The 25,001-nt window shown below is 72.6% G+C and carries 20 protein-coding genes and 4 pseudogenes; 9 read left to right on the forward strand and 15 right to left on the reverse strand.

The features are described 5' to 3' along the window. Positions 1 to 5: 5 nt before the first annotated feature. On the forward strand, positions 6 to 638 hold the full coding sequence (locus tag GA0070216_RS16950; RefSeq protein WP_091246797.1) for an alpha-ketoglutarate-dependent dioxygenase AlkB: 633 nt from the start codon (positions 6 to 8) through the stop codon (positions 636 to 638). A 39-nt stretch (positions 639 to 677) separates the two neighbouring features. On the opposite strand, the gene GA0070216_RS16955 is transcribed toward GA0070216_RS16950, so the two are convergent. From GA0070216_RS16955 to GA0070216_RS36425, 4 genes and pseudogenes are all read right to left on the reverse strand, one after another. Further along, complete coding sequence (locus GA0070216_RS16955; RefSeq protein ID WP_091246799.1) at positions 678 to 3,167, reverse strand: DNA gyrase/topoisomerase IV subunit A; 2,490 nt, start codon at positions 3,165 to 3,167, stop codon at positions 678 to 680. A gap of 41 nt (positions 3,168 to 3,208) precedes the next feature. Continuing rightward, positions 3,209 to 3,847, reverse strand: a pseudogene (locus GA0070216_RS36415) (toprim domain-containing protein); the annotation flags it as partial. 6 nt (positions 3,848 to 3,853) lie between these two features. Then, positions 3,854 to 5,323: pseudogene (locus tag GA0070216_RS36420) on the reverse strand (ATP-binding protein); the annotation flags it as partial. Further along, positions 5,300 to 6,718 (reverse strand): annotated as a pseudogene (locus tag GA0070216_RS36425) (ATP-binding protein); the annotation flags it as partial. The pseudogenes GA0070216_RS36425 and GA0070216_RS36420, both read right to left, overlap by 24 nt. A gap of 312 nt (positions 6,719 to 7,030) precedes the next feature. Between GA0070216_RS36425 and GA0070216_RS16965 the strand changes: the two are divergent. Further along, entirely contained in the window at positions 7,031 to 8,287 is a 1,257-nt protein-coding gene (locus GA0070216_RS16965; RefSeq protein ID WP_091246910.1) for an SGNH/GDSL hydrolase family protein, read from the forward strand. 274 nt (positions 8,288 to 8,561) lie between these two features. Here GA0070216_RS16965 and GA0070216_RS16970 read toward each other — a convergent pair whose 3' ends face one another. Continuing rightward, on the reverse strand, positions 8,562 to 9,002 hold the full coding sequence (locus GA0070216_RS16970; RefSeq protein WP_091246912.1) for an RrF2 family transcriptional regulator: 441 nt from the start codon (positions 9,000 to 9,002) through the stop codon (positions 8,562 to 8,564). A 143-nt stretch (positions 9,003 to 9,145) separates the two neighbouring features. Here GA0070216_RS16970 and GA0070216_RS16975 point away from each other — a divergent pair, with 143 nt between their 5' ends. The 4 genes from GA0070216_RS16975 to GA0070216_RS16990 all read left to right on the forward strand — a co-directional run bounded on the left by GA0070216_RS16975 (position 9,146) and on the right by GA0070216_RS16990 (position 13,546). Then, entirely contained in the window at positions 9,146 to 10,366 is a 1,221-nt protein-coding gene (locus GA0070216_RS16975) for a globin domain-containing protein (protein WP_091246806.1), read from the forward strand. Positions 10,367 to 10,646: 280 nt separating this feature from the next. Beyond that, positions 10,647 to 11,864, forward strand: a complete 1,218-nt coding sequence (locus tag GA0070216_RS16980) for a glycosyltransferase (RefSeq protein ID WP_091246807.1) — start codon at positions 10,647 to 10,649, stop codon at positions 11,862 to 11,864. Positions 11,865 to 11,964: 100 nt separating this feature from the next. After that, the gene (locus GA0070216_RS16985; protein WP_091246810.1) at positions 11,965 to 12,828 is read left to right on the forward strand and encodes an alpha/beta hydrolase family protein; all 864 of its coding nucleotides are present in this window, start codon (positions 11,965 to 11,967) and stop codon (positions 12,826 to 12,828) included. 94 nt (positions 12,829 to 12,922) lie between these two features. Continuing rightward, positions 12,923 to 13,546 (forward strand): hypothetical protein, encoded by a 624-nt coding sequence (locus GA0070216_RS16990; RefSeq protein ID WP_091246812.1) that lies wholly within the window; start codon positions 12,923 to 12,925, stop codon positions 13,544 to 13,546. A gap of 181 nt (positions 13,547 to 13,727) precedes the next feature. Here the strand turns inward: GA0070216_RS16990 and GA0070216_RS16995 are convergent, their stop codons facing one another. Then, positions 13,728 to 14,624, reverse strand: coding sequence for a DUF72 domain-containing protein (locus tag GA0070216_RS16995; protein ID WP_091246814.1), 897 nt, complete (start codon positions 14,622 to 14,624; stop codon positions 13,728 to 13,730). A gap of 124 nt (positions 14,625 to 14,748) precedes the next feature. On the opposite strand from GA0070216_RS16995, the gene GA0070216_RS17000 reads away from it, so the two are divergent. Beyond that, complete coding sequence (locus GA0070216_RS17000) at positions 14,749 to 15,255, forward strand: DinB family protein (RefSeq protein ID WP_091246816.1); 507 nt, start codon at positions 14,749 to 14,751, stop codon at positions 15,253 to 15,255. Between the two features lie 10 nt (positions 15,256 to 15,265). Here GA0070216_RS17000 and GA0070216_RS17005 read toward each other — a convergent pair whose 3' ends face one another. Both GA0070216_RS17005 and GA0070216_RS17010 read right to left on the reverse strand, forming a co-directional pair. Continuing rightward, the gene (locus tag GA0070216_RS17005) at positions 15,266 to 16,312 is read right to left on the reverse strand and encodes a polyprenyl synthetase family protein (RefSeq protein ID WP_091246818.1); all 1,047 of its coding nucleotides are present in this window, start codon (positions 16,310 to 16,312) and stop codon (positions 15,266 to 15,268) included. 4 nt (positions 16,313 to 16,316) lie between these two features. Next, on the reverse strand, positions 16,317 to 16,787 hold the full coding sequence (locus GA0070216_RS17010; RefSeq protein ID WP_176739000.1) for a hypothetical protein: 471 nt from the start codon (positions 16,785 to 16,787) through the stop codon (positions 16,317 to 16,319). Between the two features lie 183 nt (positions 16,788 to 16,970). Here GA0070216_RS17010 and GA0070216_RS17015 point away from each other — a divergent pair, with 183 nt between their 5' ends. Further along, positions 16,971 to 17,231 carry a hypothetical protein gene (locus GA0070216_RS17015; RefSeq protein ID WP_091246820.1) on the forward strand — a complete coding sequence of 87 codons (261 nt, stop codon included), beginning with the start codon at positions 16,971 to 16,973 and terminating at the stop codon, positions 17,229 to 17,231. Positions 17,232 to 17,359: 128 nt separating this feature from the next. Here the strand turns inward: GA0070216_RS17015 and GA0070216_RS17020 are convergent. From GA0070216_RS17020 to GA0070216_RS17035, 4 genes and pseudogenes are all read right to left on the reverse strand, one after another. Further along, a pseudogene (locus tag GA0070216_RS17020) lies at positions 17,360 to 19,428 on the reverse strand (amylo-alpha-1,6-glucosidase). After that, entirely contained in the window at positions 19,425 to 19,802 is a 378-nt protein-coding gene (locus tag GA0070216_RS17025) for an SCP2 sterol-binding domain-containing protein (protein ID WP_091246823.1), read from the reverse strand. Before GA0070216_RS17025 ends, GA0070216_RS17020 begins: the two are co-directional and overlap by 4 nt. Positions 19,803 to 19,890: 88 nt before the next feature. Beyond that, positions 19,891 to 20,397 (reverse strand): mycothiol transferase, encoded by a 507-nt coding sequence (locus GA0070216_RS17030; RefSeq protein WP_091246825.1) that lies wholly within the window; start codon positions 20,395 to 20,397, stop codon positions 19,891 to 19,893. Between the two features lie 189 nt (positions 20,398 to 20,586). Continuing rightward, positions 20,587 to 20,958 carry a VOC family protein gene (locus GA0070216_RS17035; protein WP_091246915.1) on the reverse strand — a complete coding sequence of 124 codons (372 nt, stop codon included), beginning with the start codon at positions 20,956 to 20,958 and terminating at the stop codon, positions 20,587 to 20,589. Positions 20,959 to 21,223: 265 nt separating this feature from the next. Here GA0070216_RS17035 and GA0070216_RS17040 point away from each other — a divergent pair, with 265 nt between their 5' ends. Further along, entirely contained in the window at positions 21,224 to 22,639 is a 1,416-nt protein-coding gene (locus GA0070216_RS17040; protein WP_425413163.1) for an acyl-CoA synthetase, read from the forward strand. A gap of 4 nt (positions 22,640 to 22,643) precedes the next feature. Here the strand turns inward: GA0070216_RS17040 and GA0070216_RS17045 are convergent, their stop codons facing one another. The 3 genes from GA0070216_RS17045 to GA0070216_RS17055 form a co-directional block, all read right to left on the reverse strand. Continuing rightward, positions 22,644 to 23,483 (reverse strand): metallophosphoesterase family protein, encoded by an 840-nt coding sequence (locus tag GA0070216_RS17045; RefSeq protein WP_091246828.1) that lies wholly within the window; start codon positions 23,481 to 23,483, stop codon positions 22,644 to 22,646. 43 nt (positions 23,484 to 23,526) lie between these two features. Then, a complete protein-coding gene (locus tag GA0070216_RS17050; RefSeq protein WP_091246830.1) occupies positions 23,527 to 24,165 on the reverse strand; it encodes a 4'-phosphopantetheinyl transferase family protein in 639 nt (212 codons plus the stop codon). After that, a partial coding sequence (locus GA0070216_RS17055; RefSeq protein ID WP_091246833.1) for a thiamine pyrophosphate-dependent enzyme occupies positions 24,162 to 25,001 on the reverse strand: 840 nt, incomplete at its 5' end. The genes GA0070216_RS17055 and GA0070216_RS17050, both read right to left, overlap by 4 nt.

The following is a 25,001-nucleotide window of genomic DNA, read 5'->3' on the forward strand; positions in this document are numbered from 1 at the left end:
CGGGCATGTCGCAGGCCGCCTACCAGCCGTCGATGCTCGACCTCGCCGATGCCGGCCCGACGCTGACCCCGCTGGCCGGGCTGCGCCGCCGGGTGCTCACCCGGGGCGCGTGGGTCGACCACCTGCCCGGCTGGGTGCACGGCTCCGACGCCGTCCTCGACGCCCTGCGCACCGGGGTGCCCTGGCGGGCCGAGCGCCGCACCATGTACGACACGCAGGTCGACGTCCCCCGCCTGCTCTGCTGGTACGGCGACGGTCGCCCCCTGCCACATCCGCTGCTCACCGCCGCCCGCACGGCGCTGACCCGGCACTACGCGGCCGAGCTGGGTGAGCCCTTCGTCACCGCCGGCATGTGCCTCTACCGCGACGGGCGCGACAGCGTCGCCTGGCACGGCGACACCATCGGCCGCTCCGCGCACACCGACACGATGGTGGCGATCGTGTCCTTCGGGGCACCCCGCCCGCTGCTGCTGCGCCCCCGGGGCGGTGGCGGGACGCTGCGCTTCCCGCTGGGCCACGGTGACCTGGTGGTGATGGGCGGCTCCTGCCAGCGCACCTGGGAGCACGCCGTCCCCAAGACCACCCGCCCGGTCGGCCCCCGGGTCAGCGTCCAGTTCCGCCCGGTCGACGTCGCCTGACGCCGACCGGGCGGCCGACCGCCGGCCGCCGGGCGGCCGTCAGTCGCGTTCGATGAGGTGACCGACGACGGTCGGGCCGAGCATGACGGCGAAGCCGGAACCATCGCGGCGCGGATCGGCCGGTGGCAGCTCCACCGGATCACCGGTCACCGTCGCCCCGACCGGCCGCGCGCCGATCCAGGCCACCACCAGGTCCGTCTCACCCTTGAGGAAGCGTTGCGCCCGCACCCCGCCGGTCGCCCTCCCCTTCGGCGGGTACGACGCGAACGGCGTCACCTTGACCGTGGCCCCGGTGGAGGTGACCACCATCGGCTCCCCGTGCGCGTCGTCGTCGGTGCGGATCGCGCCGAAGAACACCACCCGGGCACCCGCCGGCAGGTTGATCCCGGCCATTCCACCGCCCTTGGGCCCCTGCGGGCGGATCAGCGTGGCGGCGAACCGCAGCAGGGCCGCCTCGCTGCTGACGAACACCAGCGTCTCGGTGTCGTCGGTCAGCCAGGTCGCCCCCACCACCTCGTCGCCCGTCCGCAACGAGATCACCTCGAACTCGTCCGAGCGGACCGGCCACTCCGGGGCGCAGACCTTGACCACCCCCTGCCGGGTGCCCAGCGCCAACCCCGGGGAGCCCTGCGCGGTCGGGCCGAGCGGCGCCAGCCCGATCACCGTCTCCCCCGCCTCCAACGGGACCAGCTCGGCGGCGGCCATGCCACCCCGCAGCGACACCGTGCCGGCCTGTTCGGGCAGCACCGGCAGCGGCAACACGTCGACCTTGAAGGCCCGGCCGGCGCTGGTGACCAGGAGCACCCGACCCCGGGCGGTGGTGTGCGCGACCGCGCGTACCGTGTCGTGCTTGACCCGGCCGTTGCGCCGCCGCCCCTCGGACGCCTCCTCCGACTCGGCTGCGGTGCGGGCGACCAGCCCGGTAGCGGAGAGGATCACCTGGCACGGGTCGTCGGCCACCTCCAGCGGGCCGGCCGGCGCGGACGCGGCGAGCACCTCCTTCAGGTCCCCGTCGACCAGGGTGGTACGCCGTGGCGCGGCGAACTGCTTGACCACCGCGGCCAGCTCGTCGGAGACGACCTTCCGGAGCACCTTCGGATCGTCGAGGATCTTGGACAGCGCGGCGATCTCCCCGCGCAGCTTCTCCTGCTCGGCCTCCAGCTCGATCCGGTCGTACTTCGTCAGCCGGCGCAGCGGGGTGTCCAGGATGTAGGTCGCCTGGATCTCGGAGAGCCTGAACTTCTGCATCAGGCCGTCCTTGGCGGCCTGGGCGTCGTCGCTGGCCCGGATCAGCTTGACCACCCGGTCGATGTCGAGCAGGGCGATCAGCAGGCCGTCGACCAGGTGCAGCCGCTCCTCCCGCTTGCGCCGGCGGTATGCGCTGCGCCGGGTCACCACCTCGTAGCGGTGGGCCAGGAAGACCTCCAGCAGCGCCTTCAGCCCGAGGGTGCGCGGCTGGCCGTCGACCAGCACCAGGTTGTTGATGCCGAAGGACTGCTCCAGCGGGGTGAGCCGGTAGAGGTCGGCCAGCAACGCCTGCGGGTTGACCCCGACCTTGCACTCGACGACCAGCCGGGTGCCGCTCTCCCGGTCGGTGAGGTCCTTGACGTCGGCGATCCCGGTGAGCCGCTTGGTCTTGTTGACCTCGTTGGTGATCGCCGCGATGACCTTCTCCGCGCCGACGCCGTAGGGCAGCTCGACCACGGTGATCGCCTGCCGGCCCCGGCTGCCCTCCAGCGGGCCGATCTCCACCCGGCCGCGCATCCGCACCACGCCGCGCCCGGTCTCGTACGCCCGGCGCACCTCGTCCAGGCCGAGCAGCAGACCGCCGGTGGGCAGGTCGGGGCCGGGGACGAACTCCATCAGCTTGTCGAGGTCGGCGTCCGGGTGGTTGATCAGCCAACGGGCGGCGGTGACCACCTCGCCGAGGTGGTGCGGGATCATGTTGGTGGCCATCCCGACCGCGATCCCGGACGCCCCGTTGACCAGCAGGTTGGGGAAGGCGGCGGGCAGCACGGTGGGCTGGGTCAGCGAGCCGTCGTAGTTGGGCTCGACGTCGACGGTGTCCTCGCCCAGCTCGCCGACGAGCAGCATCGCCTCCCGGGACAGCCGGGCCTCGGTGTAACGCGCCGCTGCCGGGCCATCGTCGGGGCTACCAAAATTCCCATGCCCGTCGATGAGTGGCGCGTTGAGCGAGAAGTCCTGGGCGAGCCGGACCATCGCGTCATAGATCGCGGTGTCGCCGTGCGGGTGGTACTTGCCCATAACGTCGCCGACGATCCGGGCCGACTTCACGTGCCCCCGGTCGGGGCGGTGGCCCTGCTCGTGCATCGACCACAGGATGCGGCGGTGCACCGGCTTCAAACCGTCGCGGGCGTCGGGCAGGGCGCGGGAGTGGATGACCGAGAAGGCGTACTCCAGGTAGGAGTCGGAGACCTCGGTGACCAGCGGGTTGTCGAAGACCCGAGCGCCGGCCTGGTCGAAGGCGGACAGGTCCGCCTTGGCGCGGTCGTCCTTACGGCGTGCCATCGTTCAGCTCTCTTCCGGGGGTGCGGCGGCCACGGTGCTGGTCATGCGTCGATCGCGTCCCGGTCGACCCGGTCGGAGGAGTCGATCAGCCAGTTGCGGCGCGGTTCGACCTTTTCGCCCATCAGCAGTTCGAGGATGCGCTCGGCGGCGTCGACGTCGTCGAGGGTGATCCGGCGGACCGCCCGGGTGGCCGGGTTCATCGTGGTGTCCCACAATTCGTCGGCGTCCATCTCACCGAGGCCCTTGAAGCGCGGGATCGGGGTGACGATCTGTTTGCCGGCCTTCTCCAGCTTGCGGACCGTCGCCTCCATCTCGGCCTGGGTGTAGGTGTAGGTGGTCTGCGGGCTGCGCCCCTTCGTGGTGATCTTGTGCAGCGGCGGCATCGCGGCGTAGAGCCGGCCGGCCTCGATCAGCGGTCGCATGTAGCGGGCGAAGAGGGTGATCAGCAGGGTCCGGATGTGCGCGCCGTCCACGTCGGCGTCCGCCATGATCAGCACCCGGCCGTAGCGCAGCGAGGACAGGTCGAAGGTACGCCCCGAGCCGGCCCCGAGCACCTGCACGATCGCCGCGCACTCGGCGTTGTCGAGCACCTGCTGGAGGTTGGCCTTCTGCACGTTGAGGATCTTGCCGCGAATTGGCAATAGCGCCTGATATTCCGAGGTACGAGCGACCCGCGCACTGTTGTGGACGAAGACGCCGGCTTCGAGGGCGAAGTTGTGGTAGCCCTCGACCGTCAGGTCGTAGACGTCTGCTGTCTCGTCAAGCGGCTCGACGGACACGACACGGTGATTCACCAGATTGACCGCCTCCCGGAGGCGGGCGTAATCGCCGTCGTAGAGCGCCAGGAGCCGGTCGAACCGGAGTCCCGTGCGTGGGAACCTCAGCCGCTCAGCCTCGTACGCCGCCGCCAGTTCCGCATCCGGCAGCACCAGCAGCGGAGTGAGCCGCTTGAGCGCGGCCCGCCGCCTGCCCTCCTGTTGGCGTCCAACCCGCTCTGCCCTGGGCACGTTGGCGACGTAGGCCGCCCGACCGGCCTGCGCCTTGGCAAGGTGACCGGTACCCGGGTCTGCCAGTCGCTGCTTCATCAACCGTGAGTGTCGGGCCCCGAATTCAGGGTTTTCCTCGTGCCAGGTCCGCACCGCGTTGCGCTGGCGTTCCCGCTCGGCGGGATCGCTGAATTGTTCGACGGTCTTCCGTGAACGCCGGGCACGCAACTCCGAGTTGTCCCACTGCCGCACCGAACGCGCCCGCCATTCGGAACGACGAGCAGGGTCCGAGAAATAGTTCCGGACGCGCTCCGCAGCGGCCTCGCGGTGCTCGGGCTGTGACCAGTACTGTGCCTGCCGGTCCCGCATCCGGTCGGCATAAGCGGCCTTTTCCTCGTCACCGAGCGCGTCGTACCAGTCCTGAAAGCCCTTGTTCAGCTTGGCCCGAAATTCGGGTGACTCGTTGAGCGCGAACAGCCGGGCGAGGCACGCCTCACGGAATGCGGGATCGCGCCACTGCGCGCTGAGCATGGCCGACTTAAACTCCCGGCCGCCGTTGGCAAACCACTCCCGCCAGCCCGCGTGGACGTGTTCACCCATCATCGCGGCGTGCAGTGCCGAGTGGTCGGCCCAGGTCATCCTTTGGATGTTTCGTGGATCGTTGTTGCGCTTGTTGATGTCGATGTGGTGACGGACGTTGCCGTTGGTCGCGCTGTCACGACCGTGACGAAGATTCCAGGCGTCCGCGAGGTAGTGGGTGTAGACCCACTCCTCCCGGTCGTTCATCCAGATCCGCTCGTACCCGCGCAGCTTGTGCCCCTCGGCCTTACTGGAAATGCTCCGGTACAGGGGCATCAGTGAGTCACCGGGGGTCAGGGCATCGGCCCGTCGGTAGGAACCGTCGCGCAGCCGGAAAAGGTGATCCGGTGTACAGCGGACCGACGCGCCGTTGTCGAGGTCCACCCGGACGAGCCTGGCAGCGCTCTTGGTGAGGCGTGGCTCCACCAGCGGAGCGACCACCACGCGCCCCGCCTTGTTGGTGGTGTAGCCGAAATGGGTCACCCCGCGCTGCCAGTCCGCTGCCAGGTCGGCGAAGGATCGGGCCTCGCCGGAGGCGAGCGCGACCATGGTGTCGCCGGTAAAACACCCCAGGGCGCTGTCCCCCTCCACGATGAACAGCTCACTGCGGTCCACCCCGGTGGCGCGGCAGTCGACCAGCTTGGCCGGCATCGACGCACCCTCCAGGGCGGTCTTGCGCCGGGCGGCGTCCTTCTGCTGCTTCTGGGTCAGCCGCACCCGGGCCGCGTCGACGATCTTCTGGAGCACCGTACGCGCCTCGGCCTTGCTGCGCTTGTCCTCCAGCCACGCCTTGACGTGCTGCTCGACCAGGGTCTGGAGCACCTTGGTGATGCCGGCGGTGGAGAGTTCGTCCTTGGTCTGCGAGGTGAACTGCGGCTCCGGGATGCGCACGTGCAGCACCGCCGTCATCCCCTCCAGGACGTCGTCCAGGGTGGGCGGGTCCTCCTTGGGCTTGAGCAGCCCCCGGGTGTTGCGGACGGCATCGGCCAGGGTCCGGGTCAGCGCCCGTTCGAAGCCCTTGCGGTGGGTGCCGCCGTGCGCGTTGCGGATGGTGTTGGTGAAGCACTCGACGGTGCGTTCGTAGCCCGTGCCCCACCGGAACGCGATCTCGACCTCGGCCCGGCGCTGCACGTTGGACTGCATCACGCCGTTGGCGTCGGCGGCGTTCTCCCGGTAGGTCCCCTCGCCGGTGACCAGCAGGGTGCCGGAGACCGGCCGGTCACCGGCCGGGGCCAGGAACTCCACCATGTCGGTGAGCCCGTTGGGGAAGTGGAAGCGCTCCTCGACCGACTCCTCGGCGGTCTCGTCGCGCAGCCGGTAGTCGACCCCGGGGACCAGGAAGGCGGTGTTGCGCAGCTTCATCCGGACGGCGTCGACGTCCAGCCGGGCGCCGGTCTCGAAGTAACGGGCGTCGTGCCAGTAACGGATCGAGGTGCCGGTGCGCTGGCCGCGCTTCATCGTCCCGACGACCTGGAGGCCGGGGCCGGGGGTGAACGGGGCGTCCGGACCCTCGCCGGTGAAGACGCCGGGCACGCCGTGCCGGAAGGACATCGCGTGCACCTTGCCGGCGCGCCGGACGGTCACGTCGAACCGGCGCGACAGCGCGTTGACCGCGGAGGCGCCCACGCCGTGCAGGCCGCCCGAGGTCTTGTAGCCGGAGCCGCCGAACTTGCCACCGGCGTGCAGCCGGGTGAGCACCAGCTCGACCCCGGAGATGCCGGACTTGGCGTGCACGTCGGTCGGGATGCCCCGGCCGTCATCGTCGACCTGCACCGAGCCGTCGGCGTGCAGGATCACCTCGACCGCGCCGGCGTGGCCGGCGACACCCTCGTCGGTGGAGTTGTCGAGGATCTCGTTGACGAGGTGACCCACGCCACGACTGTCGGTGGAGCCGATGTACATGCCGGGACGCTTGCGGACGGCGTCCAGGCCCTCCAGGTGGGTGAGGTCGTCTGCCCCGTAGAGGGTCTCAGGCTGTGCGGTCAACTGGTCGTACTCCCCGGTCTCGGCGGTGTGGTGCCGCTCACCGTCTCGATCTCCACGCGCGGCGTGCCGCAGCGAGCGTAGCCGTACGTCCCGACAGTGGCGTGCAGCCCCACGTCGGACTGCGGTTGCGCGTCTGCCGGAGACAACACCGCCGACCTCCGGGGCCTTCCCCGGCCGGTTGCACGCGGGGTCGGAAACGACCGTTTCCGCCATTCGACGATCGTGTTACGAGGCATTGACGTCCATCTCGCCAAGTGATCTGATCCGGCCCGGAAGGATCTTTCACATTTCCATGGACAGATGGGGGACGTCATGTCCAGGTTCCGTCGGACCGCCCTCGCGGCGATCCTCACCGTCGCCACGGCCGCCCTACCGGTCGCCGTCGGCCCACCCGCACCGGCCGCCGCCGCCCTGCCCACCGCCGCGGTCGCCCTCGGCGACAGCTTCATCAGCGGCGAGGGCGCCGGGGCGTACGCGCCGGTGACCGACCTCAACGGGGTGGCCCAGCCGTTCCCGGGCTGGTCGGCGGCGAACAACAACGCGTACTTCTGCCACCGCTCACCGAACGCCTCACTGTTCAAGGCGGAGCTGCCGGGGATCACCGACCGGTTCAACCTCGCCTGCTCCGGTGGCCAGCCCTACGACATCGCCAACGCCTCGGCCAGCCGGGCCAAGGGTCGGCAGGTCGCCGCCCAGCTCGACCAGTTGCGCGCGGTCGGGCAGACCCACGACATCGACCTGGTGCTGGTCGGCCTCGGCTCGAACAACAGCTCGTTCACCTTCGGCACCGTCGCCGAGAAGTGCGCGAACCGGTTCATCGCCGACGCCTGGACCGGGTGGTGGGAGTTCTGGGCGTACCTGGGCGGGCCGGTGGAGCAGAAGCCCTGTTCCGATGCCGACCTGGCCACCGCCGCCCAGGTCAACGCGGCCACCGCGGAGACCACGGCGGCGGTCCGGCAGATCCTCACCACGCTGGACCAGATCGACGCCGACGGCCAGCACCGGATCGTCTTCCAGGACTACACCAACCCGTTGCCGCCGGAACTGGCCTCGACCTACTGGGAGGAGGACAGCCGGGACGACACCCGGGACAAGTTCCGTGACCTGGGTGCCGAGCGGTACGCCGCCGGCTGCCCGATCCACCGGGCCAGCCTCGCCCCCGGCCAGCGCTTCTCGCAGGGCCTGGGCACCCTGGTGAGCTCGGTACGCAGCACGCTGTCCGCCGAGTTCCCCACCGCCGACCTGGTCTACCTCAACGTCCAGCGGGCCTTCGACGGCGCCCGGCTCTGCGAGTCGGCGGGCAGCCCCGGCAACGCGCTGGCCACCCCGATCCGGCTCCAGGACGGCACCTCGGGTGTCTTCGTGACCAGCCTCTCCGGCTACGACAAGCTGGACATCCAGCGAATCGCGAACACCTGCGGGACGTACTTCCAGACCTGCCAGGAGTCCTGGCACCCGAGCGCGGCCGGGCACCAGGTGCTCGGCCGGTGCCTGACCGGCGCGGCGGCGACCGCCGCCCGCACGGTCGCCTGCGTCCGGTCGACGGACGGCACGGTCCGGGTCAGCTGAACCGACGGCCGGTGGGAGCGACCAGCAGGCTCGCTCCCACCGGCCGCACCGCCCGCGCCACGCCCAGCCGCCCCCGCCCGGGACTTCTCCCGCCCACCGGGACTTCTCCCGCCCACCGGGACTTCTCCCGCCCACCGCCGCCGGCCGGGCCGCTCAGGCCGCTCTGCAGACCGGGCCGCTCAGCTCGCTATGCCGACCGGGCCGCTCAGGAGCCGCTCAGCTCGCTCCGCTGCCGGCCGGGCGTGGGGAAAGCACGGGGAGCGCCGACGCGGGTTCAGGTCGCCTCGGGAGCGGGCGGGGCGAGGGTGAGCAGCAGGGTGGCCGCAGGGTCGTCGACCAGGTCGCTCAGGGGCACCTCGTCGAGGACGGCGAGGAAGGCCGTCTGGGCGCGGCGGAGCTGGACCCGCAGCCGGCAACCGACGCGCAGGGCACAGCCGGACTCCTCGCAGGAGACCACCTCACCCTCCCCCTCGAAGGCGCGCACGACCCGGCCGACGGTGATCCGCTCGGCCCCCTCGGCGAAGGCCACCCCGCCGGAGCGGCCCCGGACGGTGACCAGCACCCCCGTCCGCTGCAACCGCTGTACCACCTTGGCCACGTGGCTGCGCGGCAGGTCCAGCCGGTCGGCCAGTTCGTCGACGGTGGTCCGGGCCGACGCGGGTGCGGTGAGCATGGCGATCCGCAGGGCCATGTCCGTCGACCGGTTGAGCTTCACCACCCGACCCTAGCCAGGGCCATCGGCGGCGGACAGGGTCGGACGGCCGGAACCGCCTCGTCCACGACCCGGGACTTTCGGCCCTTAAGAGGACTTTGAGATTCCTGTTTGAGTGTCCTCTGTAGCCGAACTGAGGAGGAGCCGTGCTCTCGGAGTCGTCCGCCGCCGTCGTCACCGCCACCCTGCCCGTGGTCCGGGCCCACGCCGACCAGATCACCGGCCGGTTCTACGCCCGGATGTTCACCGCCCACCCGGAACTGCTGAACCTGTTCAACCGGGGCAACCAGGCGACCGGCCGACAGCAGGCGGCCCTGGCCGCCTCCGTCGTCGCGTACGCCGGGCACCTCACCGGCGTCGATGCGACGGGGTGGACGGCGATCCTGGACCGGATCGCACACAAACACGCCTCGCTCGGCATCACCGCCGGCCAGTACCCACTGGTGGGTCGGCACCTGATGGCCGCCATCGACGAGGTGCTCGGCGCGGCGGTCACCCCGCAGGTCGCCGCCGCCTGGGACGAGGTGTACTGGCTGATGGCCTGCGAACTCGTCGCCCGGGAGGCCCGCCTGTACACGGTCTCGGGGCTGGCCGGGGACGGCGCGGTGTGGTCTGACTGGCGGGTCGCCGGGGTGACCCCGGAAGCCACCGACGTCGTCTCGTTCGTGCTCGTCCCGGTCGACGGCGGCCCGGTGCCGAACTTCGTCCCCGGGCAGTACGTCTCGGTCGCGGTGGACCTCGACGGCGGGCGCGGCCGGCAGATCCGTCAGTACAGCCTCTCCGGCCGCCCCGCCGCCGACCACTGGCGGATCACCGTCAAACGGGTTCACGGCACCGGCGGCGCCCCGGACGGGCTGGTCTCCCGCTTCCTGCACGAGCGCGTCGCCACCGGCGACATCCTGCGGCTGAGCCCACCGTTCGGCGAGGTCAGCGCGGTAGCCGGGGACGGGCCGCTGCTGCTGGTCAGCGCCGGGATCGGCCTCACCCCGGCGATGTCCGCCCTGGAGCACCTGGCGGCCACCGCGCCGGACCGGCCGGTGGTGCTGGCCCATGCCGACCGGGACGCCGCCGCCCACGCCCACCGGGCCGAGCTGGTCGCGCTGCACGCCCAGCTGCCCCGGCTGCAACTACGGCTCTGGTACGAGCAGAGCACCGCCGGGGACGACACCCCACCGACGGTCGCCCAGGTGTCCCGGGGATGGATCGAGCCGGAACTGATCCCGCTCCCTCCGGACGCGCACGTGCACCTCTGCGGACCGCTGCCGTTCATGAACCGGGTCCGGGGCGACCTGCTGCGCCGGGGCGTACCGGTGGAGCGGATCGGCTACGAGGTGTTCGGGCCGGGAATGCTGCCCGACGGGCGGTGAGCAGCCACCCCGTCGCGGCAGCGGCCGGCCCGGCCGTGCCGCGCCTGGCCCGACCCCCGGCCCGGCCCCCGGCCCACGCAGGGCGGTCGGACGGGCACGGAAAGTTGATGTTTACCGCCCCCGTGCTGGGCAACTGGTTCGACATGCAGGGCGGTGCGCGACGTCCGGGCATCGGCTCCTGACCGGCGGTCGAGCACCCGGTGCGCGGGGGCCGGTGCGCGGCCGGGGGTCGGCGCGACCGGCACCGCCTCGCCGGCGACCGGCCCACGGAGGAGGAAGCATGCGCATCGCGATGGTCTCGAGGCACGCCAGCCCGCTCGCCACTGCCGGCGGACAGGACGCCGGTGGGCAGCACCTGCACGTCGCGGAGCAGGCGGCGGCGCTGGTCGCCGAGGGCCACGAGGTGCGGGTCTACACCCGGCGGGACTCCCCCACGCCACCCGACACCGTGTCGACCGAGGCCGGATACCAGGTGTGGCACGTGCCGGCCGGCCCGGCCCGGCCGGTGCCGACCGACCAACTCCTGCCGCACCTGGGCGAGTTCGGCCGCTGGCTGGCCGAGCAGTGGCAGCACGGCGGCTGGCGGCCGGACGTGGCGCACGCCCACTTCTGGCTGAGCGGAATGGCCACCCTGCACGCCGGTCGCCGGACCAACACTCCGGTGGTGCTGACCTATCACGACCTGGGCAGCGCGCACCGACGCCGCTCGGGTGGCCGGGACCCCGGCCCCCGGGGTCGGATCGGCTACGAACGCGCCATCGGGCGGGCCGCCGACCGGGTCGTCGTCCAGTCGCACGACGAGTTGGGGGAGCTGGTCCGCCTCGGGGTGCCCCGGTCGAAGCTGACCCTGGTGCCGGCCGGGGTGGACGAGACCCTGTTCGGGCCGACGGGACCGGTCGCGCCGCGCGACCCGGCCCGGCCCCGGCTGCTCACCGTCGGGCGGATGCGCGACCGCAAGGGCTTCCAGGACGTGATCCGGGCGCTGCCGGCGGTGCCCGAGGCCGAGTGCGTGGTGGTCGGTGGGCCGCCCGCCGAGCTGCTGCCGGCCGACGCCGTCGCCCGCCGGTTGACCGCGCTCGCCGAGTCCTGCGGGGTCGCCGACCGGGTACGGCTGGTCGGGGCGGTGCCCCGGGACGAGTTGGCGGCCTGGTACCGCTCCGCCGACGTCCTGGTCGCCGCCCCCTGGTACGAGCCGTTCGGCCGTACCCCGTTGGAGGCGATGGCGTGCGGCGTGCCGGTGGTCGGCACGGCCGTCGGGGGGATCACCGACAGCGTCGTCGACGGGTTGACCGGGGACCTGGTGCCGCCGCGTGACCCCCGGGCGCTGGGCGGTGCGGTCCGCCGGCTGCTCGCCGACCGGGTACGCCGCTTCGCGTACGCCACGGCGGCGCTGGACCGGATCCGCGTCCGCTACTCCTTCCGGCACTGGGCGGAACAGCTCACCGCCGTCTACGCCTCGGTGAGCGGGATCGGCCAGGTCGCCACCGCGGCCGCCTGACCGCCCCCGCGCCGACCGGCCCGAAGTGCCCGAACGGGCAGGGTGGGGACGGGGTGGGACAGCGCACGGAGCCGTTATTACCGGCCGGTAGGCTGAGTCGGTGAGCGGTGAGCTGGAATACGCGCAGGAGTTCGTCGACGTCGACGGCGCACGGATCGGCATCCAGGTGTATCCGGAGCCCGTCGGGGCGCCCGCGGGCCCGGTGGTGGTGATCTGGCCGGCGATGGGGGTCCGGGCCCGGTACTACCGCCCGTTCGCCACCGCGCTGCGCGATGCCGGCCTGGCCGTGATCGTCGCCGACCTGCGCGGCACCGGCGTCAGCACTCCCCCACCCTCGCGGGCCTGCCGGTACGGCTACCGCGAGCTGGCCGCCGACGTCGGCGCGGTCCTCGACGCGCTGCAGCCCCGGCTGGACGGCCGTCCGACGCTGCTGCTCGGGCACTCCCTCGGCGGACAGGCCGCCCTGCTGCACCTGGCGCTGCACGGCACGGACCGGGTCGACGGGCTCGCCCTGCTCGCCGTCGGTGTCCCCTACTGGCGCAGCTATCCGGGACTGCGGGGCTACGGCGTGCTGCCGTACTCCCAGGGGATCGCGGCGGTCGCCGGGGTGCTCGGGGTCTGGCCGGGCTGGGGGTTCGGCGGCCGGCAGGCGCGCGGGGTGCTCCGGGACTGGGCGGGCACCGCCCGGACCGGCCGCCTCCCCACCCTCGACGGGGTGGACGGCGAAGCGGCCGTGGGCCGGCTGACCCTGCCGGTGCTGGCGGTCAGCGTGGACGACGACCAGTACACCCCGCACCCGGTCGTCGACCACCTCTGCGCCAAGCTCACCGCCGCGCCGGTCACCCGGCACCGGTACACGGTGGCCGAGGCGGGGGCCCCGCTGGACCACTTCCGCTGGGTCCGGGCCGGGCTGCCGCTGACCCGGCGGGTGGCCGACTTCGCCGCCGGTCTGCCGCGCCGCTGATCCCGGTCCCGGTCCCGCACCGGGCCGAGTCGGGTGCGTAGCCGCCGCCGTGCCGGGTATGCCGTTGCGCCCGCACACGGTGGAGGGGGATCAGATGTCTGAACGACACACCGCACTGCGCTCGATGCACGACCTGGGCCTGGCGGCCTGGTTCGGTGGCTCCCTGATGGGAGCGCTGGGCGTCAACGGCGCGGCGGCACGGATCAGCGACTCGACCCAACGGCTCCCGGTGGCCTCGGCCGGCTGGGCCCGGTGGACCCCGGTCAACGCGGCCGCGATCGGCGCGCACCTGGCCGGCGCGGTGGGCGAACTGGCCACCGAGAGCCCCCGGATGATGGCCCAGTCCGGGGTGGGTCGGATGAGCGCGGTGAAGACGGCGCTGACCGTCAGCGCGCTCGCGGCGACCGGCTACAGCCGGTTGATCGGCATGAAGTTGCAGAACGCCGGCAACACGCCGGTCTCGGGGACCACCGAGCCCAACTACCAGACGCCCACCGAGGTGGCGCACCGGCAGCGGCAGATGAAGGTCCTCCAGTGGACCATTCCGGCACTGACCGGGGCGTTGGTGGTGGTCACGGCGTACATGGGCGAGCAGCAGAAGCCCGGCCAGGTGTTCCGGGGGATGCTCGGTCGCGCCGGTGGGTTGATGGGCGCCCCGATGACGATGGGTCGGCTGGCCGCGACGGGGGCCCGTCGGCGGATGGCGATGGCCGGCTGACCGTCGGACCGGGACCGGCCGGTGCGGGACCTGCCGACGGGCTGTCGACGGCGGGTCCCGCACCGGCGGGTCGGTCAGTGGGGCCGGTGGCCGGTCGTGGGTCGGTACCCGGGTCGGCGGCACGCCGCCGTGGGTCGGTGACCTGGGCCGGCGGCACGCCGGCCGTGGTCGGTGAACCGGGTCAGTGGCCGGCCGCCGCCGTCGTGACGGTCACCCCCAGCAGCTCCGCCAGCCGGGCGGCGTCCCGCTGGGCCTGACCCGCGCAGCAGTTGTTGAACAGCACGTGCAGCTCCCCGGACCGGGCGGCCAGGTCGGCCAGGAGGTCGGCCCAGCGGCGCAGTTCGTCGTCGGCGTAGGCGTACCGGAACCGGTCCTCCTTGCTGCCGTCCGCCCAGTGCGCGCTGTGGCCGTGCATCCGGACGAGCACCGGCTCCGCGGTACCCACCATGATCGGCGGTACCGAGGAGGGGTGCCCCTGCGGCATGTCGACGCAGACCAGGCTGAGGTCGTGCTCACGCAGGAACGTCACCGTCTCGGCCGCCGCGACGCCGTCGAACCAGGACCCGTGGCGCAGTTCCACCGCGACCCGCCACGGCCGGCACCGGTCGGCCAGCTCCGCGATCCGCCGCCGGGCACCTTCCCCCCGCACCAGCCACGGCGGGAACTGCAACAGCACCGCGCCGAGCCGGTCGGCCGCCGCGAGTGGCTCCAGCGCCGCCCGGAACCGGTCCCACAGCTCCTCGTACGACGCCTCGGGCAGGTCCCGGCGGCGGACCCGGGACCCTCCGGTGGCCGGCCGCAGGTCCCTCGGCAGCACCTGCACCGGCGTCGGGTGCCCGGTGAAGAGGCTGAACGCCTTGACGTCGAAGGTGAACCCCGGCGGGGTGGCGGCCGCCCAGCCGCTGGTGGTCGCCGGCACCGGGATGGCGTAGTACGAGGTGTCCACCTCGACCAGGCCGAACTGCCCGGCATACCAGCCCAGCCGCTGGGCCGGGGTACGCGCCGACCGGGGATACCAGCCGGAACGCAGCAGCGTCTGATCCGCCCAGGACGAGGTGCCCACCCTGATCATTCCCATGTGTTCCAGTGCACCGCCCGGCGACCGGATCGGCAACCGCTGGCGTCGGGGTGGTGCACCGGGAGTGTCGGGGGGTGGCCCTAGCGTGGTCGGCGACGACATCGACCACGGAGGGTGGACGGGGATGACCATTTCGGAGCGGGTGCTCACCGGTGAACGGGCCGACCTGCTGCAGGCCCTCGGCATGCACCGCGGCTTCCTGCGGCACACCGTGCGCGGGTTGACCGACGCCCAGGCGGCGGCCCGCAGCACCGCCAGCGAGCTGTGCCTGGGCGGCCTGATCAAGCACGTGACCATGGTGGAGCACCGGTGGGCACGGTTCATGGTCGGCGGGGCCGAGGCGATGGAGAGCGAGCCGGTCGACTGGACCGGCATGTTCCGGATGGCGGACGACGACACCCTGGCCGACCTGCTCGCCCGGTATGCCGAAACGGCTGCCCGCACCGACGAGCTGATCACCACCCTCGACCTCGACGTGAGTCACCCGTTGCCGGTGGCACCCTGGTTCGAGCCGGGCGCGAGCTGGTCGGTGCGGCGCACGCTGCTGCACGTGATCGGGGAGACCGCCCAGCACGCCGGGCACGCCGACATCATCCGCGAGTCGATCGACGGCGCCAAGACGATGGGCTGACCCCGGCTGGTCACCGGGGACGGTCGACAACGTACCTGGTCAGTCCGAGCAGGAAGCGGCCGTCCTCGGTGCCGGCCCGGTCACCGAGCGCGGCCTGCCCCTCGGCCAACGCCGCGTCGGCCAGTTCGTGGGCGCTACGGCGGGCCGCCTCGACGCTGTCGTACGCCATCAGCCGGCGGTGCAGCCAGCGCACGTCGGTGGCGGCACGGTCGGCACGTGGGGTGCCGAGGAACGCCACCGTCCGCGCCCGTTCCCCGGTGGTGCAACGCCCCAGGAAGTCGATGAGGATCAGGGTGCGCTTGCCTTCCCACAGGTCGCCGGCGATCTCCTTGCCGTAGGCCGCGTACTCCCCCACCAGGTTCAACACGTCGTCGGTGATCTGGAAGGCCGCGCCGAGATACCAGCCGTAACGGTCCAGCCGGTCCCGACGTAGCCGACCGTCGCCGGCCGCCAGGATGCCGGTGCGGCAGGGATAGATGCAGGTGTACCAGGAGGTCTTCTTCAGACACATCCGGTAGTAGTCGTCAGGGGTGAGGTCGCAGGCGTTGTCCCGGATCCAGCCGATCTCGATCGCCTGGCCCTCCAGCGAGTGGCGCAGCATCAGCCGGCTCTCCTCGACCAGTTGCCAGGCGGTGCCGGAGCCGAGGCCGTCCCGGTTGGCCATCAGCCGGTCCAGGGCGAGCAGGTTGGTCATGTTACCCACGTTGAGGGCCACCCCGACGCCGTGCTCGGCCGACAGGGTCGGTGCGCCACGCCGCTGTTCACTGCCGTCCTGGATGTCGTCGTGGATGAGGAAGGCGTTGTGGAACAACTCCACGGTGGTGGCCACGTTGACCGCCGCCTCGTCCACCTCGGCACCGTCCCCGGCAAGCCGGCAGGCGGCCAGGCAGAGCGCAGCCCGGAGCCCCTTGCCGGAGCGGCGCGGATAGTCGGCGACCAGGTCGTAGAGGTAGCGGGGGCCACCGGTGGGCAGGTGGGCCAGCAGGGTCGCCATGGTTCGGGTCCGATAGCGGTCCAGCACCTCCTCGACCGGGTCGTCGAGGCCGGGAGCAGCCATCTGCTCAGGACACCGGGTCGGGTTCGCCGCCGGCCGGCGGCGCCCCGGCGGGCCGCCGGACGCGTGCCGGGCCGTCGTCGAAGGCCGGGGGGCGGCCCTGCGAGGACACCCGCTCGATCAGCCCGTTGGCCAGTTCCGGGGCGAGCCGGGCCAGGTCGATCAAGCTGTCCAGCACGTCGTGCGCGTCGGCGGCGTAGCGCCGGGTCAGCTCGCCGCGCTCGCCGGCGGCCGGCAACTGGGCGGCCACCATGTCGATCAGCGAGTGGGTGTCCTTGCGGACCCGGCCGGCCACCTCGTCGAAGGCGGCCGGGTCGACCCGTCGGTCGGCGGTGAGCTTCTCCTGAAGGCGGCGGGCGCTGGCGATGCCGGCGGACAGCTCCTCTTCCAGCACCGACGCCGCCCGGGTGACGGCCGCCGACACCTCGTCGCCGACCTGATCGAAGCGCTCGTCACTGTGCGTGTCACGTTCCGGCATGGTGTCAGCCTTCCTCGATGTGGCTTGTCCAGCGGAGTCTGACACCCAAAGGAACGATCCGGTCACTTACTGTATGGATGTCGACGCAGATTCGGCGCCACCGCCGCCGGCGGCTGTGATAGGAGCCACCTGCACCCCAATGGGCGTGACGTCCCACACCGCAGGGGCGCTGAGAGACACGAAATGACCGGACACCGCCTGGATCAGGAAACCGCCGAGCGACTGCTCAGCGGGCCACTCGCCGGTCCGGCGGGCGGCACCGGGCCACTGGTGGCGCTCCTGACGGCGGTCCGCGCCGCTGCCGACCCGGCCGAGCTGCGCGGGGAGTCGGCGGCGATGGCGGCGTTCCGGGCCGCCCGGGCCGACACCCTCCGGACCACCTCACCCGCCCCGCCCCACAGGGCTCAGCCCGACGGTCGGGCAGGCGGTCAGCCGTCCGGCTGACCGGATGGCGACCACTGCGCGGCTGACCTCGGCGGCGTCAGTTCTGCACAGTGTCCCGGCGGCCGTCCTGCGCCGAGGGACGAGCTGCGCCGCGCGGAACGACCGGGAACCCGGCTGTCTGCCGCTGATCAGCGCAGGCGGGCGCGACGGCCCCGGCGGGCGGCCGACCGGTCCCGGCCGTACGCGTCGGCCCGCCCCCACCGGCCGGGGACGTCCAGCAGCTCGATCCGGCCGAAACCCTCGGGCAGGGCCGGGTTCACCAGCAGATTGTCACCGCAGGGCCGCAACCCGAGGATGGTGCCGAGCAGCATCACCAGGGCACCGGCGGACCACGACTGCGGCCGGCCCGCCATCGGCAGCTGCACCGGATACCCGGTGGCCGCCCGTGGATATCCGGCGATCACCTCCGGCACCGATCCACCGGCCAGGTCCGCCATCGCGAGGATGCCGGCCGCGACCCGGGCCGCCTCCTCGTCGTGGTGGTAGCGGCGCAACCCGGCCGCGATCAACGAGTTGTCCGACGGCCACACGGCACCCAGGTGCGCGCCCACCGGGTTGTACGCCAACTGCCCGTCGGCGAACGTGCGCACCCCCCAACCGGAGAAGAGCTGCGGCCCCAGCAGGTGGGCGGCGACGGCGCGGGACCGTTCCTCGGGGACGATCCCGCTCCACAACAGGTGACCCAGGTTGGACGTCAACGCCTCCACCGGGGTGCCGTCCGGCTCCAGGGCCAGCGCGTAGTGCTCCTGCCGGGGCAGCCAGAAGTCCCGGTTGAACCGCTCCTTCAGGGCGGCGGCCTCGCGTTGCAGCTGATCGGCGTACTCCGGGTCGGCCCAGAACTCCCGGGCCAGGCGGGCCCCGCGGATCTTCGCGTCGTAGGCGTAGCCCTGGAGTTCACAGGTGGCCCTCGGCCCGGCCGGTTGCCGGCCGGCGGCGTCCGCGATCGCGTCCGGCGAGTTCTTCCAGCACTGGTTGACCAGCCCGGTGCGGGTGTCGCGCCGCTGGTAGCGCAGGTAGCCGTCGCCGGTGAGGTCGCCGTACGCGTCGATCCAGTCCAGCGCCATCCGGGCCGGGTGGCGCAACTCCCGGACCAGCGCCGCGTCGCCGGACCAGCGCTCGTACTCGTCGAGCAGGATCACGAAGAGCGGGGTGGTGTCGGCGGCCCCGTAGTAGGGCCCGGTCGGCTGGTCGCCGAAGGCGGCCGCCTCGCCGTACCGCAGCTCGGCGAGGATCTTGCCGGGCTCCTCATCGTGCTGGTCGTCGAGCCGACCGCCCTGGAGCAGGGCGAGCATGCGCAGGGTGTTCGGGGCGAGTTCGGGGGTGAACGGCAGGGTCTGCAGGCAGGTGATCAACGCGTCCCGGCCGTACAGGGCCATCGCCCAGGGCAGGCCACCCACCGGCACCCGCCCGGGGTAGGCCAGCGGGACGTAGCGCAGCGCGGCCAGGTCGGTCAGCGCCCGTTCGTACACCGCCGGCAGCCGTTCCTGCTCGCTCACCAGCTGCGGCGCGCGGTCCAGCCAGTCGCGCAGGTCGTGGCGCATGTCGTGGCGGACCCGCAGTCGGTGTGACTCCAGGCTCTCCCGCAGGTCGTGGCCGCCCTCCCCACGGATGGTCATGCCGACGTGCAGGTCCGTGATCCACTTCCCGTGCGCCGGTACGGTGATCCGATAGGTGAAGCCGCCCTCGTCGACGTCGGCCGGTGCGGTGCTGGAGACGGTCGCCTCCCGGGCGAAGCGCGCTCCCGTTCGTAGCGCAACCGCAGCACCCCGTCGGGTGGGGAGGCGGCGGTCGTGACCCGCCGGGGCGTCGGGCTGCGGATCTCCGAGGTGTCGGCGAAGTCGGCGCCGACCTCCATCCGGAGGACGAAGTCGGCGGGCGCGGCGGAGTGGTTCAGGACGGTGAGCTGTTCGGTGAAGCTGTCGTCGATGGAACGGTGCCGGATCACCGACACGTCCGCGTCGACGTAGTGGCTCGCGGTGCCGGGGACCAGGAAGAACCGGGTCTCGAAGTAGGTCATGTCGTCCCGGGACAGGGCGTGCAACCGCTGCCCGTCGATGGTGAGCACCCAGCGGGAGATGAACCGGGTGTCGAAGGAGAACAGCCCCACCGGCGTCCTCGGGTCCACCTCCATGTCACCGTGCGCGTCGCTGACCGCGAAGGCGTTGCCGGCGACGACGTGGACCCGCTCCTGCTTCACCGGTGACCGTCCCGCTCCCGGACGACCTGCCGGGGGTGCCGGGCCCCGGGCGTACCGGGGAAGATCCGCCGGAGCAGCATCAGCAACCGCATGTTGCCCCGCACCGACAGGTCGTTGCGCAGCAGCGCGGCGGCGAGGTGGGTCCGACCCGACGCCAACCGGTCGAACACCTCCCGGTCGGCGCGGACGATCAACTCGGCGTCCTCGGCGGACCTGCTGACCTCGACCCGCTGATCGCGGACGGTGAGCCGCCAGTGGGTGGTGTGCCCGCCCTCGGCGGCATCCAGTCGCAGGGTGCCGGAGGTGGTCTCCGGCAGGTCCGGCCGCCGGCCCGAATCCCACCGGTCCAGGAACTCCGCCACCGACGTACCCACAACCTGCCTCCCCGGGTGCCGTTGCGCTCGTGGCCAGCGTGCCGGCCGGCGGGGTGAGGCCGGCTCACCCGGACCGGGTGGGATCGGCTCAGGGCCGGAGCAGGCCCCGCAGGTAGGCGGCCTGACCGACGTGCTGGAGCCCGTCGGCGACGATGCTGACCAGCCGGACCCCGAGGGTCACCGGCGGGTCCCAGCTCTCGTCGACCACCCGGTCCAGGTCCGTCGGGCGCAGTCCGGCCAGGAACGTGCGGGTGCGCTCCGCCACCGCCCGGTGGTAGTCGACCAGCACCTGCGCGTTCTCCGGGCGGACCGCCGCGACCTGCTCCGGGGTGTGGCCGTAGCCGGTGTCGGCGGGGTCGGCGGAAAGCCCGAACCGGGCCGCCCGGTCACCGGTGACCCAGATCTGGTCGACCCCGCACAGCTCGGCGATCTGCTGGTCCTGGATCCGGCTCAGATGCCAGATCAGCCAACCGACCGGGTTGGCCCCCGGGCCGGGCGCCCGGCACAGCTCGTCGGGGCCGAGCCCGGCCACGGCGGCGCTCACCAGGTCGGGCAGCTGGTCGTAGGTCTCGGTCAGCAGGTCGTCGACGTTCACCGGTGCCTCCTCCGCGCAGGGCGTACCCGACCCGGATACCGCTGTCGGAGCCCGACAAACCGCCCCGGGGGGGGTTGATGACGTGGTCGCGTCGCGGGAGTGTCGACCGGACGCCGACGCGTCCGGGCCCGGCGGTACGCGCCGGAGGCCGGCACGTGGGCCGCGCACCCGTGCGGACGCGGAGCCGGCTCAGGCCGGGCGTTCGGGTCGGGTGATGGCCCAACTGCGGCCGTTCGGGTCGCGCAGCAGCACCTCGCGTGGGGTGCCGTTGGCGGCGCTGACCCGGGCACCGACCGCGACGGCGCGGCGCAGCACGGCGTCGGGGTCGACGGAATCCACGGTCAGCACCGGCAGCCGGGGGGTCGTCGCGGGTGGGTCGGCCCACTCGCTGACCGTGAACCGGTGGCCGTCGACGACGAGGTCGGCGGTGAGCACCCGCCCGTCGGCAAGACACTCCTGCGGGTGCGGGACCGCACCGAAGACGTGGGCGTAGAACGCGATGGCGTCGGACGCGTCGGTGACCATGAGGCACGGCGCGGCTGGTGGGTGCTCGGAAGTCATGACGTCGATGCCGCCTTCCCCGTCGACCGGCGACGGATCAGTCTGAATCGACGGTAGGTGGTGCGACTGTCGCACCGGCACCCTTACCCGACCCCTGAATCATCCTGGCTGCTGGTGGTGCCCGTCGGCAGGGTCGCGGCACCGACAGCCCGGGGCGGTGGGGGTGGTGACGGGCCGGCCGCCGCACTAGCGTCGGCGACACGGGGCCGCGCCGCGCCCCTGCCGACTGCCCGGAAAGGCGGGGACCGTGTCGCTGCTGGCCGCGATGTCATCGTCGATGGACGACCGCCCGGACCTGGTCCGGGTGGGTGACCGGTCGCTGTCCCGGTCCCGGTTGCAGGGGCTGGCCGCCGCAGTCGCCGACGACCTGCACGGCCTGGACCGGGTGGCGGTCGAGGCCACACCGACGCTGGAGACCGTGGTGGGGGTGGTGGGTGCGCTGCGGGCGGGTACGGCGGTGGTGCCGGTGCCGCCCGATGCGGGGCCCCGGGAACGGGAGCACATCCTGCGCGACTCGGCCGCCCAGGCCCTGCTCGCCGCGGCGGGCGGGACGTCGGACGGGTCCACCGGAACGGGCGCGTCCGCCGCGTCGGGCGGGTTGCCGGTGGTCCCGGTCGACCTGCGGCGCGTCTCGGGGAGCACGCATCCGGAGCCCGCCCCGGACCGGACCGCCCTGATCCTCTATACCAGCGGGACGACCGGTGCGCCGAAGGGGGCGCTGCTCTCCCGGGCCGCCATCGCCACCTGTCTGGACGGGCTCGCCGACGCCTGGGCGTGGACGCCGGACGACCTGCTGGTGCACGGGCTGCCGCTGTTCCACGTACACGGGCTGGTGCTCGGGGTGCTCGGGCCGTTGCGGGTCGGCAGCCGGCTGCACCACGTCGGTCGGCCGCAGCCGGACCGGTACGCGGCAGCCGGCGGGACGCTCTGTTTCGGCGTACCGACCATCTGGTCGCGGATCGGTGCGGTGCCGGCCGCCGCGCGGGCGTTGCGGTCGGCACGGCTGCTGGTGTCGGGCAGTGCGGCGCTGCCCACGGCGGTCTTCGACGGTCTCGCCGCGTTGACCGGGCACCGGGTGGTCGAGCGGTACGGCATGACGGAGACCCTGATCACGGTGAGCGCCCGGGCGGACGGACCGCGCCGGCCGGGCGCTGTCGGGGTGCCGCTGCCCGGGGTGCGCACCCGGATCGTCGACGAGCAGGGCCACGACCTGCCGACCGACGGCTCGGCAATGGGCGAGCTGCTGGTCGACGGCCCGACCCTGTTCGACGGCTACCTGAACCGGCCGGACGCGGACGCGGCGAGTCGCACCGCCGACGGCTGGTTCCGGACCGGAGACGTCGCCACCGTCGGCCCGGACGGCTGGCACCGCATCGTGGGCCGGGCGAGCACCGACCTGATCAAGAGCGGCGGCTACCGGATCGGTGCCGGTGAGGTCGAGGAGGCGCTGCTGGCCCACCCGGGGGTACGCGAGGCGGCGGTGGTGGGCCTGCCGCACCCGGATCTGGGGCAGCAGGTCACCGCGTACGTGGTCGGCGACGGGGTGACCGGGCCGGAACTGGTCGACTTCGTCGCCCGGCAACTGTCGGTGCACAAGCGGCCCCGGGAGGTCCGGTTGGTCGACGCCCTGCCCCGCAACGCGCTGGGCAAGGTGCAGAAGAAGCGCCTCGTCGACGGGTGAGGCGTCAGACCTGGACGGACGCCGGCAGCACCGGCCGCAGCCACGAGTCGGGGCGGGGCCGGGGCCGCCACTCCCGGGGGTAGCCGACGGAGACCTCCTCGAACCGCACCCCGTCGTGCCAGGTCACCCGGGGGATGTGCAGGTGTCCGTAGATCACGGTGCGGGCGTGGAACCGGCGGTGCCAGTCGGCGGTGAGTTCGGTGCCGCACCACTGGGCGAACTCGGGGTAGCGCAGGATGTCGGTGGGCATCCGGACCAGCGGGTAGTGGTTGACCAGGATCTTCGGCACGGTCGGGTCGCAGCCGGCGAGCCGGGCCTCGGTCAGCGTCACCCTGGTCCGGCACCAGGCGTCCCGGCTCGGGTGCGGGTCGGGGTGCAGGAAGACCTCGTCGGCGCAGACCACCCCGGCGGCGTGGGCGCGGGCCAGCGCCTGTTCCTTGCTGGTGACGCCCGGCTCGCGGAACGAGTAGTCGTAGCCGACGAACAGCGGCGCCACCAGCAGCGGGCCACCGGCCCCGGTCCACACCGGGTACTCGTCCTCGGGGGTGCTCACCCCCAGGCTCCGGCACTGCCGCACGATGGCCTGGTAGCGCTCCTCGCCCCGCAGCCGGACGGGGTCCTGGGAGTGGGTCCACAGCTCGTGGTTGCCGGGAGCCCAGATGACCTTGCCGAACCGTTCGCTGAGCAGCGTCAGCGCCCAGGTGACGTCGGCGAAGAGTTCGGCGACGTCACCGGCGACGATCAGCCAGTCGCCGGCGGCGCGGGGCCAGAGGCTCTCCACGATCTTCCGGTTCTCCGGGTACGCCACGTGCAGGTCGCTGACGGCGTAGATGCCGGCGTTCATCGGTGTGGTCCCCTCGTTGGTCCAGTGCTGTGTGGTGCGCGGCTCAGTTCGGGACGGCGACGACGGTCAGCGTCAGGCCGGCGTCGTGCAGATAGCGGCCGTCGAAGTCCCGACCGCGACCGGGGACCAGGACGCGGGCGGTGAAGGTGCCGTCGGTCGGGTGCAGGGTGATCCGGGCCTCGTCGAAGCCGAGGAAGACGCCGGTGATCGGGAACCACGCCTTGTAGAGGGCTTCCTTGGCGCTGAACAGCAACCGGTCCCAGGGCGGGCCGGGGGCCTGCGTACTCAGCCGGTGCACCATGGCCCGTTCCTCGGGCAGGGCGATGGCATCCAGGACGCCGTCGGGCAGTGGGGCGGCGGGTTCGGCGTCGATGCCGATGCTGCGGATGTCTTCCCGACGGGCGACCACGGCGGCCCGGTAGCCGGCGCAGTGGGTGAGGCTGCCGACGACACCGGCCGGCCAGAGGGGCGCGCCGCGTTCCCCGGTGAGCACCGGGACGGCCGGCTGGCCGAGGGCGCGCAGGGCCCGGCGGGCACAGGTGCGGGCGGTGGTGAACTCGCGTCGCCGCTTCTCGACGGCATCGGCCACCAGCGCGGCCTCCGCGGGGTGCAACGGCTCGGTGTCGGTGTCGTCGAACGCCTCGACGGCGACGACTCCGGGTGGCGTGAGCTGCTCGATCATGCGTCGGCCAGCGGCCTGATGGTCCAGGTGTCGCCGGTGGCGAGGAGGGCGGTGAGTTGTTGTTCGGGGGTGTGGGTGGTGGTGGCTTTGGCGGTGGTGAGTTGTTGTTGGACGAGGTTGTCGTAGGAGGGGCGGTGGGTTTGCCGGAATACGCCGATGGGGGTGTTGCGGAGGTCTGGTCCGGGGAGTCGGGATAGTGCGAAGGCGTAGGCGGGGTCGGTGATGGTGGTGTCGTGGATGACGATGTCGTCGGCGGGGGTGGTGGCGGTGTCGCGGACTTCGAGGCCGAAGCCGCGTGGTGGGTGGACGATGCAGTGTTGTCCGTTGTGGCCGAAGGTGATGGGTTGGCCGTGTTCGAGGGGGATGAGGTAGTCGTCGCGGGTGTCGGGTTGTTTGAGTTGTTCGAAGGCGCCGTCGTTGAAGATGTTGCAGTTTTGGTAGATCTCGACGAATGCGGAGCCTTGGTGTTGGGCGGCGGCGCGGAGGACTGATTGGAGGTGTTTGCGGTCGGAGTCGATGGTGCGGGCGACGAAGGTGGCTTCGGCGCCGAGGGCGAGGGAGAGGGGGTTGAAGGGGGCGTCTGCGGAGCCGGCGGGGGTGGATTTGGTGATTTTGCCGGTTTCGCTGGTGGGGGAGTATTGGCCTTTGGTGAGGCCGTAGATGCGGTTGTTGAAGAGGAGGATTTTGAGGTTGACGTTGCGGCGGAGGGCGTGGATGAGGTGGTTGCCGCCGATGGAGAGGGCGTCGCCGTCGCCGGTGACGACCCAGACGGACAGGTCGGGTCGGGTGACGGACAGGCCGGTGGCGATGGCGGGGGCGCGGCCGTGGATGGAGTG

It is taken from the genome of Micromonospora matsumotoense, from assembly GCF_900091525.1.
Lineage (GTDB): Bacteria > Actinomycetota > Actinomycetes > Mycobacteriales > Micromonosporaceae > Micromonospora > Micromonospora matsumotoensis.